Genomic DNA, 16,893 nt, shown 5'->3' with positions numbered 1-16,893 from the left:
ATGCGATGGGTCTGGTGGGCCCTCCGGCGGCTCGCCGGGGGCATCGGCGTGCTCTGGGCCGTCGCGACGATCGTCTTCGTCGCGATCCGGCTGATCCCCGGTGACCCGGCGCTCGCGATCCTCGGCGGACCGGGGTCGCAGGCCTCGGCCGAGGCCGTCGCCCAGGTCCGCCACGAGTACGGCCTCGACCAGCCGGTCCTGGTGCAGTACGCGGTGTTCCTCGGACGCCTGGCGACCGGGCAGCTCGGCGACTCGTACGCCTTCCGCACCCCGGTCGCGACGCTCCTCGCCCAGCAGCTGCCCGTCACGCTGACGCTCGCGGTCGCCGGCCTCGTCGTCGCCTGGGTGCTCGCGATCGTCGCCGCGTGGGCATCGACACAGCGCGGCCGGGTCGCCGCCGGGCTCACCAGCGCCCTGAGCGTCACCGCGAGCGTGATGCCGCACTTCTGGCTCGGCAGCGTGCTCATCGTCGTCTTCGCCACGTCCCTGGGGTGGGTGCCGGCGGTCAGTGACGGCACCGCGCGCGGCTGGGTGCTCCCGGTGCTGACCGTGGCCGTGCCGGTCGCCGGGTACCTGGCCGAGACCGTGCGCGACGGCGTGGTCGACGCGCAGCGCTCCGCCTTCGCACTCGCCGCCCGGGGTCGGGGCGAGACCCGCCTCGGCCTGTTCGGACGGCACCTGCTCCGGCACGCCGCCCTGCCCGGGATCGCGCTGTCCGCGTGGGCCTTCGGGTCGCTCGTCTCCGGAGCCGTGGTCGTGGAGTCCGTGTTCGCCCTGCCCGGCATCGGCCGTGCCCTGGTCACCGCGGTCACCCAGCGGGACATGCCGCTCGTCGCCGGCATCGCGATGGTGTCGGCGGCCGCGTACGTCGTCGTGCTCGCCGTGGCCGACCTGGTCGAGCGTGCCGTCGACCCGCGCAGCACCGCACGGAACGCGGCCCTGCGCCCTGGTGGTGCGCAACGCCGTGGACCCGGCCGCCCGGCGGGCGCGCGGTGAGCGGGATCGCCGACCCGGGCCTCCAGACCGGAGCGCCCGGCCACCAGACCGCCGCCGGCACCGAGCGCGTCCGTGGGGGGACGCTCGGCGCCGGCGGCATCGCCGCGGGGGTGGTCGTCCTGGTCGCCGTGGTGGCGGCGGTGTGGCCCGCCCTGCTCGGCGGCGGAGACCCGCTCGCGGTGCACCCCGCAGATGCCCTGGCCGCCCCGAGCGGCGCGCACCCGTTCGGCACCGACGAGTCCGGACGTGACGTCCTGGCGCGAGTGGTCGCGGGGACCCGGGCATCACTGGTCGTCGGCGTCGCCGCGACCCTGATCGGTGGCGGCGTGGGCGTCCTGCTCGGCGTCGTCGCCGGGCTCGGTGCCGGGGCCGGACGACTCGGACGCCTGCTCGACGCCGTCATCGGCCGCGTCACCGAGGTCGCGTTCGCCCTGCCGCTGCTGCTCGTCGCCCTGGTCGTCATCGCCGTGACCGGTCCGGGTCCGGTGCCGGCGGTGCTCGCCGTCGGGTTCGCGACCGCTCCCGGCTACGCCCGGATCGTGCGCGGCCTGGTCCGGGCCGCCCGGAGTTCGCAGGTGGTCGAGACGGCGGTGCTGCTCGGCCGCTCCCCCGCCCGCACCGTGGTCCGGCACGTGCTGCCGACGGCGCTCTGGCCCGTCGTCGCCGTCGCCACGCTCGGGGTCGGGCAGGCGGTCGTGTGGGCCTCGGCGCTGAGCTACCTCGGCGTCGGCACGCCCCCGCCCGCGCCGGAGTGGGGCGCGATGCTCGCCGACGGTCGCACCTACCTGCAGACCGCGCCGTGGATGAGCACCTTCCCCGGACTCGCGATCGTGGTGCTCGCGACCGCCGTCACCGTGCTCGGCCGGGCGATCCGACGGACCGGGGCCGCGCGGTGAGCGCCGTCCTCGACGTCCGCGGGCTCACCGTCGCCATCGGCGGCACCCCGATCGTGCACGGTGTCGACCTGCGGGTCGACGCCGGCGAGTGCGTCGCCCTGGTCGGGGCGTCCGGCTCCGGCAAGACCGTCACGGCCCGCGCCGTGCTCGGCCTGTCCGCGCCCGACGCCGCCGTGCACGCCGACGTGTTCGCGGTCGACGGCGTCGACGTGGGCGGGTACACGGACCGGCGGTGGCGCCGGCTGCGGGGATCACGGGTCGGCTACGTCGGCCAGGAGGCCCTGGGCGCGTTGGACCCGCTGCGCCCCGTCGGGCGCGAGGTCGCCGACAGCCTCCGCCTGCACACCGAGATGCGTGCGGCCGAGCGCGTGGACGCCGTGCGCGACGCCCTGGCCGCGGTGGGCCTCGACCCGGACATCGCGACCGACGGCCGGCTCGCCGGGACCCTGTCGGGCGGGATGCGACAGCGGGCCCTCATCGCGGCGGCCACCGTCGGGTCTCCCGCGCTGCTGGTCGCCGACGAACCGACGACGGCGCTCGACGCATGGGTCGCCGTCACCGTGATGGAACAGCTGCGGGCGGCGCAGGCCCGCGGTGCCGGACTGCTCGTCATCACGCACGACCTGGGGCTCGTCGCGGGGTGGGTCGACCGGGTCGCCGTCGTGCACGAGGGCCGCATCGTCGAGCAGGGCGCGGTCGCCGGAGTCTTCGCGGCGCCGCAGCACCCCGCGACCCGAGCGCTGGTGCGCGCGGCCGCGGCTGCCGCGGCGCCGGGTGCCGCGGCTGCGGCTGCTGCCGTTCGGTGCGAGGTTCCGGATACCGTGCGAGGCGTCGAGGCTCGCACGGGAGCCGGATCCTCGCACGGTTCGGAACGGACCTCGCACGGTGCGAGGGGGGTGCTCGCGGCGCAGGGGCTCTCGCGCGGCTACGGCGGGTTGCTCGCGGTGAACGATGTGTCGTTCGGGCTCGAACGCGGCCGGGTGCTCGGGGTGATCGGCGCCTCGGGCTCGGGCAAGACGACGCTGGCGCGGATGCTCCTCGGGCTCGAGACACCCGACGCCGGTACGGTCACGCTCGACGACGAACCCTGGGCTCCACTGCCCGAACGCGAGCGACGCCCCCGACGGCACCGGGTCGCGGCCGTCGTGCAGGACCCCGGCGCGACGTTCGACGAACGGTGGAACGTGGAGCGGGTCCTCGCCGACGCGTTCTCACGCGGAGACGAGCGGCGGGCACGCGGTGCGCTCGGCGACCGGGTCGACGCGGCACTGCGGCAGGTCGACCTCGACCCCGTGCTGCGGTCCCGCTCCCCCCGCACCCTGTCCGGCGGGCAACGCCAGCGGCTCGCGATCGCTCGCGCGCTGGCGACCGACCCCGAGGTGATCGTGCTCGACGAGCCGGTGACCGCCCTCGACGCCACGGTGCAGGACGCCGTGCTGCGGCTGCTCGAACGACTCCGCGACGAGACCGGGGTGGCGATGGTGTTCGTGTCGCACGACCTCCGGGCGGTCCGGCGGATGGCGGATGACGTCCTCGTGGTGCACCGCGGCGCGGTCGTCGAGCACGGCCCGGCCCCCGAGGTCTTCGCGCGCCCGGCGCACCCGGTGACCGCGCGGCTGCTGCACGCCGCGGAGCGGCTGGCAGCGGGCCCCGCAGCGGGGACCGCAGCCGGCCTCGCGGGCTGAACGACCGTCCACGCGCGCTCGCGCCCGTGGACAGTCGCTGCGCGCGTGCCGTCACCGACGGCCCTGAACGGCCAGGAGGCCCGGCGCGCGTTCCGTGACGGAACGTGCACCGGGCCTCCTGGCCGGGTTGCCGCGGGGCGGCCCCGTGGTCAGGAACCGGAGGGTTCCTTCTGCGCTGCGTCGGCCGAGATGATCGGGATCTCGCTCGTCGAGAAGTCCTTCGCCCAGTCGGACTGCGCGAGCTCCGACGTCGGGTCGTTGTAGTCCTCGATGACGCCGGCGATCTCGTCCTCGGAGCCGACCGTCGGGCCGGAGCCCATGAGCGGGCTCGCGGCGGTCTCCTTGGTGAAGTACACCGCGACCAGGCCGATCACGGCGGCGAGCATCAGGTAGAACGCGGGGATGTCCTCGGCCCAGCCGTACCCGGCGTCCTTCGCGGCGTTGATGAGCGCGGCGGTCGCGAGCGGGGTGGTCCCGCCGAAGAGCGACACCGACACGTTGAACGCGATCGCCAGGGCGCCGTAGCGGATGATCGTCGGGAACAGCGCGGGCAGCGTCGACGGCATGGTCGAGGTGAACGTGACCAGGACGACGCCGAGGATCAGCAGGCCGGCGAAGACGCCGACACCGGTGCCGGTCTGGACCAGCTTGAGGGCCGGCCAGGACAGCAGGATGAAGCCGATGCAACCGGCGGCGAGCACCGGACGGCGCCCGAACTTGTCGGACAGCCGACCACCGAAGGTGATGACGACCATCATGAGCAGCATCACGATGACGATGAGGATCAGGCCGAACGTGGCGTTCTGGCCGAGGTTCTGCTCGAGGTAGGTCGGCATGTACGACAGCAGCATGTAGTCGGTCACGTTGAAGACCAGGACCAGGCCGATGCAGATGATGAGCGAGCGCCAGTTCTCGGCGAAGAGCTTGAGGAACGGGGTCTTCTGGCCCTCGCGCTCCGCGGCCTGCTCCTGCTGCTTCTGGAACGCCGGGGTCTCCTCGAGCTTGAGGCGCAGGTAGAGGCCGATCAGGCCGAGCGGGCCCGCGACGATGAACGGGATGCGCCAGCCCCAGCTGAGCAGGGCGTCCTCGGACAGGCCGAACTGCAGGCCGGTGACGATCGAGGCGCCGAGCACGTAGCCGGCGAGGGTGCCGAACTCGAGCCACGAGCCCATGAAGCCGCGGCGCTTGTCGGGCGAGTACTCGGCGATGAAGGTCGCGGCGCCGCCGTACTCACCACCGGTCGAGAAGCCCTGCACGAAGCGGGCGACGAGCAGCAGGACCGGGGCCCAGAAGCCGATCGTGTCGTACGACGGGATCAGGCCGATCATGAGCGTGCCGGCGGCCATCAGGATCATCGTCAGCGCGAGGACCTTCTGGCGGCCGATCTTGTCGCCGATCGGGCCGAACACGGCACCACCGATCGGGCGCACGATGAACGCTGCGGCGAAGAAGCCGAACGTGGCGACGATGTTCGCGGCCGGGTCGCCCTGCGGCAGGAACACCTGCGAGATGGTGACCGTCAGGTACGCGAAGATGCCGAAGTCGAACCACTCCATGGCGTTGCCGAGCGCGGCAGCCGCGACGGCACGCTTGAGCAGCGACTCCTCGACGACGGTGACGTCGTCCTTCGTGAGGTCGCGACGAGCGCGCTTCGCGGCGCCCTTCGTGCGCAACGGCCGATCGCCGTGCGGGTGGGGTGCGTTGTTCGGTGCCAAGTCGTTCCTCCGGGGTGCGGTGCTTCCTTCGGGCGTCCGGCGGACGGCGACGTTGCAGCTCCTGCGAACTCCGCGCTCGCCGGACAAACTCCGACAGACTACCAGGCTCTTGGCGTGTCCGACAGTTTGGTGTGCTAGAGGCTTGCTCGGCGATGGCCGCGTCCGACCGGTCGTCCGCCTGCGTGCGCGTGCGCGGCCGCTACGATTGGGGCACCGCGCGTCAGGCGCGGAACACTCAGGCACCTCATCACGGACTCGGTGCCGCACACACGTACGGAAGGCACACCCATGACCAAGCCCATGCCCGAGAAGCCGAGCGTCGACGGACTGGAGCAGGTCTGGGGGCCGGCCTGGGAGCAGGACGGCACCTACCGCTTCGACCGCGAGGCCGCCGGTCACCGCGACGCCGTCTGGTCGATCGACACCCCGCCGCCCACCGCCTCCGGCTCGCTGCACATCGGGCACGTGTTCTCGTACACGCACACCGACCTCAAGGCCCGGTTCGAGCGCATGCGCGGCAAGCACGTCTTCTACCCGATGGGCTGGGACGACAACGGTCTGCCCACCGAGCGCCGTGTGCAGAACTACTACGGCGTCCGCTGCGACCCGACCCTGCCGTACGACCCCGACTTCACCCCGCCGTTCGAGGGCGGGGACGGCAAGTCCTCGAAGGCCGCCGACCAGCTCCCGGTGTCGCGCCGCAACTTCATCGAGCTGTGCGAGCGCCTGACCGTGCAGGACGAGCAGCAGTTCGAGGAGCTCTTCCGCACGCTCGGGCTGTCGGTCGACTGGACCCAGTCGTACCGCACCATCGACGACACCTCGCGGGCCAGCGCCCAGCGCGCGTTCCTGCGCAACCTCGAGCGCGGCGAGGCCTACCAGGCCGACGCCCCGACCCTGTGGGACGTCACGTTCCGCACCGCGGTCGCGCAGGCCGAGCTCGAGGACAAGGAGATGCCCGGCGCGTACCACGGCATCGCCTTCCACCGCACCGACGGCGGCGACGACGTCGTCATCCAGACCACCCGCCCCGAGCTCCTGCCTGCCTGCGTCGCCCTGGTCGCCCACCCGGACGACGAGCGGTTCCAGGACCTCTTCGGCACCACGGTCCGCTCCCCCCTGTTCAACGTCGAGGTCCCGGTGCTCGCACACCACCTGGCGCAGAAGGACAAGGGCGCCGGCATCGCGATGGTCTGCACCTTCGGTGACACCACCGACGTCGTGTGGTGGCGCGAGCTGCAGCTGCCGAACCGCGCGATCATCGGCTTCGACGGCCGCGTGCGCTCGGACGAGCCCGCCTGGATCGAGTCCGCGACAGGCCGGGAGCTCTACGCCGAGATGGCCGGCAAGACCGTGTTCTCGGCCAAGAAGGTCGTCGTCGACGCGCTCACCGAGTCCGGCGAGCTGATCGGCGACGTCAAGACCATCCAGCACCCGGTGAAGTTCTTCGAGAAGGGCGACAAGCCCCTCGAGATCGTGTCGACCCGACAGTGGTACATCGTCAACGGTGCGCGCGACGAGCAGCTGAAGAGCACGCTCCGCCGGCGCGGCGAGGAGATCGCGTTCCACCCGGACTTCATGCGGGTCCGTTACGACAACTGGGTCGGTGGCCTGTCCGGCGACTGGCTCATCTCGCGCCAGCGCTTCTTCGGCGTGCCGCTGCCCGTCTGGTACCCGCTCGACGCCGACGGCAACCCGGTGTTCGACCAGCCGATCGTCCCGACCGAGGCGCAGCTGCCGGTCGACCCGGCCTCCGAGCCCGCCCCCGGCTTCACCGAGGACCAGCGCGGCGTGCCCGGCGGGTTCCAGGGCGAGCTCGACGTCATGGACACCTGGGCCACCTCGTCGCTCACCCCGCAGCTCGCGGGCAAGTGGGAGACCGACCCGGCGCTCTACGACCTGGTGTACCCGTACGACGTCCGCCCGCAGGCGCAGGACATCATCCGCACCTGGCTGTTCACGACCGTGCTCCGCAGCCAGCTCGAGGCCGACGTGGTGCCGTGGAAGCACGCCTCCATCTCCGGCTTCATCGTCGACCCCGACCGCAAGAAGATGTCGAAGTCGAAGGGCAACGTCGTCACGCCGCTGTCCATCCTCGAGCAGCACGGCGCCGACGCGGTCCGCTACTGGGCGGCCTCGTCCAAGCTCGGCACGGACGCGGCGTTCGACCCGCAGAACCCGAAGCAGATCAAGGTCGGCCGTCGTCTGGCGATCAAGGTGCTCAACGCGGCGAAGTTCGTCTACGGCTTCCCGCTGCCCGAGGGCGCCACGAGCGTCACCGAGGCGCTCGACGTCGACATGCTCGCCGAACTCGGTGCGGTCGTCGAGCAGGCCACCGCGGCGTTCGACGGGTTCGACCACGCCCGTGCCCTCGAGATCACCGAGCGCTTCTTCTGGACGTTCTGCGACGACTACCTGGAGCTCGTGAAGGAGCGCGCCTACGGCACCGCGTCCGACGCGACGCACGAGACGCAGGCGAGCGCGGTCCTGGCGCTGCGCGGCGCGATCGACGTGCTGCTCCGACTGCTGGCACCGTTCCTCCCGTACGCGACGGAAGAGGTGTGGGCCTGGACCCACGACACCAGCGTGCACCGGGCCTCCTGGCCGACCGCGGCCGACCTGCCGACCGACGCGGCCCCCACCGGGCTGCTCGCGGCCGTCGGACAGGCGCTCATCGGGATCCGCGGAGCGAAGACGGCGGCGAAGGCGTCCCAGAAGACGCCCGTGACGCGTGCGGTCGTCGCGGCGCCCGCCGAGACGCGGGTGCTCATCGAGCGCGCGGCGGTCGACCTGGCGGCCGTCGGCCGCATCGAGAACCTGTCGTTCGTCGACGGCGACGAGCTCGCCGTCACCGAGATCGAACTCGCGGAGCAGCAGGCGTAACGTCGCCTGTCCGGGCCGGGTCGCCTTGGTGACCCGGCCCGTCAACCACCGGACTGGAGGCACGGATGCAGTTGGGCACACGCTGGAAGGTGGGTGGGGAGCCGCCTGCGCGACTGCCCGAGACGATGGTCGTCGCCGTGCGCGGGGTCGAGGACGAGCTGGCGGCGGAGTCCGTCGACACGGCGACGTGGGGCTGGACCCTGACGTTCCTCGAGGGCAAGCCGATCGTCGAGCTCGACGACGGCACCTCGATCCACCTCGACGACGCCGGGCACGCCCAGGTGACGAACCCGGACGACGCGGGCGAAGAGGACTAGCGCGCGGCGCGCGGCGCGGCGCGCGGCGCGGCGCGCGGCGCGCGGCGCGCGGCGCGCGGTTCGCGGTTCGCGCTTCGCTTGGAGTGCAGAAATGGTCGGGTCCCCGGTGGGAACCCGACCATTTGTGCTCACGATGCGGGCGTCCCCGCCGGGGAGCGCCCGCGTGATCGCCGAGGGATCAGGACTCGGCGAGCCAGGTGCGCAGGACCTCGTTCACCTCGGCGGTGTGCGTGGTGAGCAGGCCGTGCGGGGCGCCCTCGATCTCGACGTACTCCGCCGCAGGCAGCGCCTGGGTGAAGCGTCGGCCGGTGGCGTCGATCGGGAGGATGTTGTCCGACGTGCCGTGCACGATCAGGGCGGGGACGGTGACCTTCGGGATGTCCTGGCGGAAGTCGGTCGGCCAGGTCAGGGGTGCTGCAGCAGAGGCGATCGAGCCGGAGCCGGCCGCGACGTTCCAGGCGTTCCGGACCTGCTCCTCGGAGATGCGGGTGCCGAGGTTCTCCGACAGGTTGAAGAAGTCCTGGTAGAAGTTCGTGAAGTAGGCGTAGCGGTCCTTCGCCACGTCGGCGGCGATGCCCTCGAAGAACGACATCGGGCCGGCGCCGTCGGGGTTGTCGTCGGTGATGGCGAGGAACGGCTCGAGCGAGGCCAGGAACGCGACCTTCGCGATCCGGTCCTCACCGTGGCGGCCGATGTAGCGGGCGATCTCGCCGGTGCCCATCGAGAAGCCGACGAGGATCACGTCGCGCAGGTCGAGGGTCTCGAGGACCGTGTGCAGGTCGTCGGCGAAGGTGTCGTAGTCGTAGCCGGTGGACGGCTGGGAGGACTGGCCGAAGCCTCGGCGGTCGTACGTGATGACGCGGTAGCCGGCCTCGAGGAGCATCGGGACCTGCCCCTCCCACGAGTTGCCGTCGAGGGGGAAACCGTGGATCAGCACGATCGGCTGCCCCTGGCCCTTGTCCTCGTAGTGGAGTTCGATGTCGACGCTGTTCTCGGTTCCGACGGTGATGGCACCCATGATCGTTCCTTCCCTGAGTATCGCGGAGAACGATCGTTCTCCGCCGATGTGGACTACAGTAGAGAACGCCCGTTCCCAGCGCAACTCGAGAACGGTGAACACTCAGGGAACGGGGTACACACATGGCCACCAGCACCGTCGAGCCGGACGTCCGAGCACACATCGTCGAGGTCGCGGACCAGCTGTTCTACACGCGCGGGATCCAGTCCGTGGGGATGGACGAGATCCGCACGGGCGCAGGGGTCTCCCTCAAGAAGCTGTACGCGGCGTTCCCCGGCAAGGAGCAGCTCATCGCCGCGGTGCTCGCCGGCCGCCACGACATGTGGGAGCAGGGCGTGCACGGCGCGGTCGAGGCTGCGGCCAGCCCGCGCGACAAGCTCCTGGCGGTCTACGACTTCCTCGAGTCGTGGTTCGGCGACGACACGTTCCGCGGCTGCGGGTTCATCAACGCGTTCGGCGAGCTCGGGGCGACCTCGCCCGCGGTCGCCGAGATCGCGCGCGAACACAAGGACTCGTTCCAGCGGTTCGTGCAGCAGCTCACCGCCGAGGTCGTCGCCGACCCCGAGCACGCCGAGGAACTCGCCGCACAGCTCGCGCTGCTCGCCGAGGGCGCGCAGACCACCGCCGCCATCGCGGGCACCACTGTGCCCGCCGCGCACGCGCGTCGCGCCGCGGTGACCCTGATCGACGCCGCGATGCGCTGACACGCGACCGCGATGCGGACTGGAGGAGCGTGGCGGCGCCGCCACGGGCCTCCCGTCCGTCTTTGGGTCACGCCGGGCGCGGGTGCGCCTGCCGGGCCGATCCGGGCGTACCTGGTCGATCCGGGCGTACCTGGTCGGTTCTTTCGACCAGGTATGCCCGATTCCGCTTCCCAGTCCGGGTGCCATGGGAAGGAACGGACTCCAGCACCCGTGCATAGGGTGGGCAGATGGCAACCCCGTTCGACGTCCCGAGCACCCTCCCCTACGCCCTGCCGCCCTTCGGCGACGTGCGACTCGAGCACTACCGACCGGCGTTCGAGGCCGGCATGGCCGAGCAGCGCGCCGAGGTCGAGGCGATCGCCACCGACCCGCACGCCCCGACGGTCGAGAACACCCTGATCGCACTCGAGCGATCCGGGCAGCTGCTGACCCGCGTCAGCCACGTGTTCTTCACGCTGTCGTCGGCCGACTCGACCCCGGAGTTGCACGACCTCGAAGCCGAGGTCTCTCCGCTCCTCGCCGCACACCGTGACGCGATCACGCTCGACTCCCGCCTGTACGCCCGCGTGCAGGAGGTGCTCGACGGCGCCGAGGCCGCCGGGCTGACCGGTGAGGCGCTGCGCCTGGTCGAGCGGACCCACGCCGAGATGACCCTGGCGGGCGCGGGTCTCGACGACGCGGGCAAGGAGCGTCTGACCGCGATCAACCAGGAGCTCTCGACCCTCACGACGACCTTCGAGCGGAACCTGCTCGAGGACACCAACGACTCCGCCGTGCACGTGACGAACGAGGACGAGCTCGAGGGGCTCGACGACGGGGCGAAGTCCGCCGCGGCCGCCGCTGCCGCCGACCGGGGCTTGGACGGCTGGCTCATCACGCTGCCGCTCTACACCGGACACCCGTGGCTGTCCTCGCTGGCGAACCGCGACCTGCGCGAGCGGATCATGCGCGCCTCGCTCACCCGCGGTCGTCGCGACAACGAGTACGACAACCGCGATGTGCTGCTGCGCATCGTCCGGCTGCGGGCCGAGCGCGCCGAGCTGCTCGGGTTCCCGAACCACGCCGCGGTGGTCACCGCCGACGAGACGGCGAAGACCCCCGAGGCCGTCGACGGGCTGCTGTCCTCACTCGTCGGCGCCGCCGCCCGGAACGCCGACGACGAACGCGCGGTCCGATCGCGCACGGTCGGGTTCGACATCGAGTCGTGGGACTGGGCGTACGCCACCGAGATCCTGCGTGGCGAGCAGTTCGCCGCGGACAGCACCGCGCTCCGCCCGTACTTCGAGGCCGACCGGGTCCTGCACGACGGGGTCTTCCACGCCGCCGGTGTCCTGTACGGTCTGAGCTTCACCGAGCGTCCGGACCTGCACGGCTACAACGACGAGGTCCGGGTCTTCGAGGTCACCGGCGACGACGGCGAGCCCGTGGGGCTGTACCTGCTCGACCTCTACACGCGCGACGGCAAGCGCGGCGGCGCGTGGATGAACCCGGTCGTCGAGCAGTCCGAGCTGCTCGGCACCCTGCCCGTCGTGGTCAACAACCTCAACGTCGCGAAGCCGTCCGCCGGCTCCCCCACCCTGCTCATCCAGGACGAGGTCGAGACGCTCTTCCACGAGTTCGGCCACGCCCTGCACGGCCTCATCGCCCGCACCACCTACCCGCGGTTCTCCGGCACCAACGTCGAGCGGGACTTCGTCGAGTTCCCGAGCCAGGTGAACGAGATGTGGCTGTCGTGGCCGTCCGTGCTGGCGAACTACGCGAAGCACCACGAGACCGGAGCACCCCTGCCGCCCGAGCTCGTCCTGGGGCTCAGCGAGTCCGAGGGGTTCAACGAGGGCTTCGGCACGACCGAGTACCTCGCCGCAGCGCTGCTCGACCAGGCGTGGCACCGGCTCTCGGCAGCCGACGCCGCGGCGGTGACGTCCGTCGAGGACTTCGAGCGTTCGGCATTGGAGGCAGCCGGCATCGCCGTCGAGGCCGTGCCGCCGCGCTACTCGTCGACGTACTTCGCGCACACGTTCTCGGGCGGGTACGACGCCGGGTACTACGGGTACATCTGGTCCGAAGTGCTCGACGCCGACACGGTGGAGTGGTTCCGCGACAACGGCGGGCTGGACCGGGAGGCCGGCAAGCGGTTCGCCGAGCGTCTGCTCGGGGTCGGCGGGGCGAAGGACCCGCTCGAGGCGTACCGGGACTTCCGCGGCCGCGACGCCGAGGTGGGCCCGCTGCTGCGGCGCCGCGGGCTGGAGTAGGCGGCGCACGGCACGAACGACGAAGGCCCGCACCGATCACGGTGCGGGCCTTCGCTCTGAGGACGACGGAGCGAGCTACGCCGACTTCTCGACGCGCTTGGCCCGGGGACGCGGCACGATCGTCGGCGCCGCGTTCTCGAGCACGGACTCGCGGGTGATCACCACGCGGGCGACGTCGTCGTCGGACGGGACGTCGAACATCACCGGGCCGAGGACCTCTTCGAGGATCGCCCGGAGCCCGCGGGCACCCGTCTGGCGCAGCACCGCGAGGTCCGCGATGGCCTCGAGCGCACCCTGGTCGAACTCGAGCTCGACGCCGTCGATCTGGAACATCCGCTGGTACTGCTTGACCAGCGCGTTCTTCGGCTCGGTCAGGATCTGCATGAGCGCCGCCTGGTCGAGCTGCGACACCGTCGTGACGACGGGCAGACGACCGATGAACTCGGGGATCAGACCGAACTTGTGCAGGTCTTCCGGCAGCACCTCGGAGTACAGGTCCTGGTGGTCGGTCGCACTGTGCAGGGGCGCCCCGAAGCCGATCCCGCGCTTGCCGACGCGCGAGGACACGATGTCCTCGAGCCCGGCGAACGCACCCGCCACGATGAACAGGACGTTCGTCGTGTCGATCTGGATGAACTCCTGGTGCGGGTGCTTGCGGCCGCCCTGCGGCGGGACGGAAGCGACCGTGCCCTCGAGGATCTTGAGCAGCGCCTGCTGCACGCCTTCGCCCGAGACGTCGCGGGTGATCGACGGGTTCTCGGCCTTGCGGGCGATCTTGTCGACCTCGTCGATGTAGATGATGCCGGTCTCGGCACGCTTCACGTCGTAGTCGGCGGCCTGGATGAGCTTGAGGAGGATGTTCTCGACGTCTTCACCGACGTAGCCGGCCTCGGTCAGGGCGGTGGCGTCCGCGACGGCGAACGGCACGTTGAGGCGCTTGGCCAGGGTCTGCGCCAGGTACGTCTTGCCGCAGCCGGTCGGGCCGATGAGCAGGATGTTCGACTTGGCGATCTCGATGTCGTCGCGGTCTTCGGCGGCGGTGATCTGCCCCTGCGCCCGGATGCGCTTGTAGTGGTTGTAGACGGCCACGGCGAGGGCGCGCTTCGCCGGGTCCTGCCCGATGACGTACTCCTGCAGGAAGTCGAAGATCTCCCGCGGCTTGGGCAGTTCGAAGTCCCCGCTCGAGGTGTCCTCGCCGGCTTCGGCCAGACGTTCCTCGATGATCTCGTTGCAGAGCTCGACGCACTCGTCGCAGATGTAGACGCCCGGTCCGGCGATGAGCTGCTGGACCTGCTTCTGGCTCTTGCCGCAGAACGAGCACTTGAGGAGATCGCCGCTCTCTCCGATGCGTGCCATTCCCGTGCCTCCCTGATTGGACATGCCGGCCGCGCTGTCGCACCACCGCTGGTGCACCGCTGCTGGTGGGCACCTCGTCGTGGACACGAGCCTAACCGCAACCGGTGACACCGACCGCGATGCCCCTCCGGAATCCGCCCGCGCGTTCGCCCAGGGCGTGCGAGCCTGCTACGGTGATCCGGACTTCTCTACATCTTGTAGAACAGCAGGTGCAGAACCACCCCGGAAGGAACCCCATGCAGAAGCGTCTCGCCGCCGGCGGCGCCGTCACCCTCGGTGTCGCAGCCGTCATCGTCCTCGGCAGCGCCACGGCGGCCAGCGCGCACGTGTCCGCCACGGCCACGTCGACCGCAGCGAACTCGTACACCACGGCGACCTTCGCGGTCCCGCACGGTTGCGACGGCTCCCCCACGACGAAGATCCAGTTCCAGGTGCCGGAGTCCGTCATCGAGGTCACGCCCACCGTGAACCCGAACTGGACGATCACGAAGGCGACCGAGCCCTACACCGACCCGTCGGCCTCGGCATCCGACGAGGACCACGCCGAGACGGCCGCCGAGCGCGTCACCAGCGTCACGTACACCGCGAAGACCCCCCTGCCCGCCGACGAGCGCGACACCTTCGCGCTCTCGTTCTCGCTGCCGGACGGCAAGGCCGGCGACCTGGTCGAGTTCCCCGCGATCCAGACCTGCGAGAAGGGCAGCGTCGAGTGGAACCAGGAGCAGCAGGCCGGCGAAGCCGAGCCCGAGCACCCGGCACCCTCGATCACGCTGACCGCCGCCGAGGCCACGGACGACGACGGCGACCCGATCGCCGCCACCCCGACGGCCCAGGCCGCCGGCTCGACCGCCTCGAACGACCCCGACCTGGTCGGTCGCTTCCTCGGCCTCGGCGGCCTGGTGCTCGGCGCCGTCGCCCTGGTCGTCGCCGTCGCCGGCACGCGTCGTCGGAGCTCCGCCAAGTGACGCAGCGCGGCTCGCGTCGGTCCCGGTCACGGTCCTCTGCCTGGAGGCTCGTGGCCGGGGCCGCCGCGGCCGTCGCGATCGCCGGTGGTGCGGTCCTCGGACTCGCCGGTCCGGCCAGCGCGCACAACTACCTGATCTCGTCCGACCCGGAGGTCGGCGGCACCCTGACCGAGCTGCCGGAGAACTTCGACATCACGACGAACGACAAGCTGCTCGACATCGGTGACTCGGGGTCGGGCTTCGCGTTCCGCATCGTCGGCCCCGACGGCAAGTACTACGAGGACGGCTGCGTCGACGTCGAGGGGCCCTCGATGACCACGGCCGCCGCACTCGGCGACTCGGGCAAGTACACCGTCGAGTGGCAGATCGTCTCCGCCGACGGGCACACCGTGTCCGACGAGTACCCCTTCACGTGGAAGGCGCCGTCGGGCTTCACCCCGGCCTCGGGTGCGGCGAAGCCCCCGACCTGCGCCACCGCCGGTGACGACGACGCCGGCTCGGACACCACCACCGGCACCGCCTCGGGATCGAGCGACTCGGCGGCGTCCGACGCGATCTGGATCGGCGCCGGTGGCGTCGTGCTGGTCGGGGTGGTCGTCGCGGTACTGCTGCTCCTGCGCCGCAAGCCGGCCCCGGAGTCCGACGACACCGAGGACTGACCACCGCGCAACGACGAAGGCCCCGCACCGTTCGGTGCGGGGCCTTCGTCGTTCCTGCTGGTGCTACTTGACGAGCGCCGGCAGGTTCTTGCGGCTGGTGAGGACCTGGTCGATCAGGCCGTACTCCACGGCTTCCTGCGCGGACATGATCTTGTCGCGCTCGATGTCGTGGTTGATCTCCTCCGGCGTCTTGTTGGAGTGCTTCGACAGCGTCTCCTCGAGCCAGGTGCGCATGCGGAGGATCTCCGCCGCCTGGATCTCGATGTCGGACGCCTGACCGCCACCCTGCTGGGTCGCGGGCTGGTGGATCAGCACACGGGCGTTCGGCAGCGCGAGGCGCTTGCCGGGGGTACCACCGGCGAGGAGCACCGACGCGGCCGAGGCAGCCTGGCCGAGGCAGACCGTCTGGATCTGCGGACGGATGTACTGCATCGTGTCGTAGATCGCCGTCATCGCGGTGAACGAGCCACCGGGCGAGTTGATGTACATCACGATGTCGCGGTCGGGGTCCATCGACTCGAGCACGAGCAGCTGGGCCATGACGTCGTCAGCCGACGCGTCGTCGACCTGCACGCCGAGGAACACGATGCGGTCCTCGAACAGCTTGGCGTACGGGTCCTGGCGCTTGTAGCCGTAGGCCGTGCGCTCTTCGAAGCTCGGCAGGATGTACCGATTGGACGGAGCCGGGACGTTCTGCGCGCCACCGAGCATGGGGAGATGCATTCTCGTTTCCTTTTCTTCGGTGGTGATCAGGACTGGGCGTCGGGCTCGGCTGCGCTGGTGGGCGTCTCGCCGTCGCCGACGGTGCCACCACCGCCGATGACCTCGGCGCTCGAGGCGCGGAGGTGGTCGACGAAGCCGTACTCGAGCGCTTCCTGCGCCGTGAACCAGTTGTCGCGGTCGTTGTCCTTGAGGATCTGCTCGACCGACTTGCCGGTCTGCTCGGCCGTGAGCTCCGCCATGCGCTGCTTCATGTCGAGGATGACCTTGGCCTGCGTCTGGATGTCGGCAGCGGTGCCACCGAAGCCACCGGACGGCTGGTGGAGCAGCACGCGCGCGTTCGGCGTGATGTAGCGCTTGCCGGGCGTGCCGGAGGACAGCAGGAACTGTCCCATCGACGCGGCGAGGCCGATGCCCACGGTGACGATGTCGTTCGGGACGAACTGCATCGTGTCGTAGATCGCCATGCCGGCGGTGATCGAACCACCGGGCGAGTTGATGTAGAGGTAGATGTCCTTCTCAGGGTCCTCGGCGGCGAGCAGCAGCAGCTTGGCTGCGATCTCGTTCGAGTTGTCGTCGCGGACCTCGGAGCCGAGCCACACGATCCGGTCTCTCAGAAGGCGGTCAAAAACACTGGGGTTCAGTGTTGCTTCGGCCATGGAAAAGCTCCCGTTCAGTTGTCGCTTGTTGTCGAACTTATCGGGTGCAACGCACCAGTTCTCGTCTG

At 71.0% G+C, this 16,893-nt stretch carries 14 protein-coding genes; 9 read left to right on the top strand and 5 right to left on the bottom strand.

Features of this window, described 5'->3' with window-relative positions:
* The 3 genes from DEI96_RS05535 to DEI96_RS05525 are packed head-to-tail and all read left to right on the top strand — an operon-like array spanning nt 1 to nt 3,577.
* On the top strand, nt 1–996 hold the full coding sequence (locus DEI96_RS05535; RefSeq protein WP_111024166.1) for an ABC transporter permease: 996 nt from the start codon (nt 1–3) through the stop codon (nt 994–996).
* On the top strand, nt 993–1,892 hold the full coding sequence (locus tag DEI96_RS05530; RefSeq protein ID WP_111024167.1) for an ABC transporter permease: 900 nt from the start codon (nt 993–995) through the stop codon (nt 1,890–1,892). Before DEI96_RS05535 ends, DEI96_RS05530 begins: the two co-directional genes overlap by 4 nt.
* Nucleotides 1,889–3,577, top strand: a complete 1,689-nt coding sequence (locus DEI96_RS05525) for an ABC transporter ATP-binding protein (protein ID WP_111024168.1) — start codon at nt 1,889–1,891, stop codon at nt 3,575–3,577. Before DEI96_RS05530 ends, DEI96_RS05525 begins: the two co-directional genes overlap by 4 nt.
* 149 nt (nt 3,578–3,726) lie before the next feature.
* On the opposite strand, the gene proP is transcribed toward DEI96_RS05525, so the two are convergent.
* Nucleotides 3,727–5,292 carry a glycine betaine/L-proline transporter ProP gene (proP, locus tag DEI96_RS05520; RefSeq protein ID WP_228513609.1) on the bottom strand — a complete coding sequence of 522 codons (1,566 nt, stop codon included), beginning with the start codon at nt 5,290–5,292 and terminating at the stop codon, nt 3,727–3,729.
* A gap of 288 nt (nt 5,293–5,580) precedes the next feature.
* Between proP and valS the strand changes: the two genes are divergently transcribed.
* Both valS and DEI96_RS05510 read left to right on the top strand, forming a co-directional pair.
* Nucleotides 5,581–8,175, top strand: coding sequence for a valine--tRNA ligase (gene valS / locus DEI96_RS05515; protein ID WP_258372894.1), 2,595 nt, complete (start codon nt 5,581–5,583; stop codon nt 8,173–8,175).
* Nucleotides 8,176–8,240: 65 nt separating this feature from the next.
* On the top strand, nt 8,241–8,492 hold the full coding sequence (locus DEI96_RS05510; protein ID WP_111024169.1) for a hypothetical protein: 252 nt from the start codon (nt 8,241–8,243) through the stop codon (nt 8,490–8,492).
* 178 nt (nt 8,493–8,670) lie between these two features.
* On the opposite strand, the gene DEI96_RS05505 is transcribed toward DEI96_RS05510, so the two are convergent.
* Nucleotides 8,671–9,510, bottom strand: a complete 840-nt coding sequence (locus DEI96_RS05505) for an alpha/beta fold hydrolase (protein WP_111024170.1) — start codon at nt 9,508–9,510, stop codon at nt 8,671–8,673.
* A 122-nt stretch (nt 9,511–9,632) separates the two neighbouring features.
* Here DEI96_RS05505 and DEI96_RS05500 point away from each other — a divergent pair, with 122 nt between their 5' ends.
* Nucleotides 9,633–10,214, top strand: a complete 582-nt coding sequence (locus DEI96_RS05500) for a TetR/AcrR family transcriptional regulator (protein ID WP_111024171.1) — start codon at nt 9,633–9,635, stop codon at nt 10,212–10,214.
* 227 nt (nt 10,215–10,441) lie between these two features.
* Nucleotides 10,442–12,466, top strand: a complete 2,025-nt coding sequence (locus DEI96_RS05495) for a M3 family metallopeptidase (RefSeq protein WP_111024172.1) — start codon at nt 10,442–10,444, stop codon at nt 12,464–12,466.
* Between the two features lie 75 nt (nt 12,467–12,541).
* On the opposite strand, the gene clpX is transcribed toward DEI96_RS05495, so the two are convergent.
* A complete protein-coding gene (gene clpX / locus DEI96_RS05490; protein ID WP_017886000.1) occupies nt 12,542–13,822 on the bottom strand; it encodes an ATP-dependent Clp protease ATP-binding subunit ClpX in 1,281 nt (426 codons plus the stop codon).
* Between the two features lie 236 nt (nt 13,823–14,058).
* Here clpX and DEI96_RS05485 point away from each other — a divergent pair, with 236 nt between their 5' ends.
* The gene (locus tag DEI96_RS05485) at nt 14,059–14,787 is read left to right on the top strand and encodes a YcnI family copper-binding membrane protein (RefSeq protein WP_111024173.1); all 729 of its coding nucleotides are present in this window, start codon (nt 14,059–14,061) and stop codon (nt 14,785–14,787) included.
* Nucleotides 14,788–14,837: 50 nt separating this feature from the next.
* Nucleotides 14,838–15,446: a copper resistance CopC family protein gene (locus tag DEI96_RS05480; protein WP_181440560.1), complete on the top strand. Its 609-nt coding sequence runs from the start codon at nt 14,838–14,840 to the stop codon at nt 15,444–15,446.
* 63 nt (nt 15,447–15,509) lie between these two features.
* On the opposite strand, the gene DEI96_RS05475 is transcribed toward DEI96_RS05480, so the two are convergent.
* Entirely contained in the window at nt 15,510–16,169 is a 660-nt protein-coding gene (locus DEI96_RS05475; RefSeq protein ID WP_027464696.1) for an ATP-dependent Clp protease proteolytic subunit, read from the bottom strand.
* A 26-nt stretch (nt 16,170–16,195) separates the two neighbouring features.
* Nucleotides 16,196–16,825, bottom strand: a complete 630-nt coding sequence (locus DEI96_RS05470) for an ATP-dependent Clp protease proteolytic subunit (protein ID WP_035807635.1) — start codon at nt 16,823–16,825, stop codon at nt 16,196–16,198.
* Nucleotides 16,826–16,893 lie beyond the last annotated feature (68 nt).

Origin of the sequence: Curtobacterium sp. MCLR17_031 (assembly GCF_003234775.2) — a bacterium.
Classification (GTDB): Bacteria; Actinomycetota; Actinomycetes; order Actinomycetales; family Microbacteriaceae; genus Curtobacterium; species Curtobacterium flaccumfaciens.
Note: the sequence above shows the minus strand (reverse complement) of the source record. Positions and strands in the feature narration are given on the sequence as shown.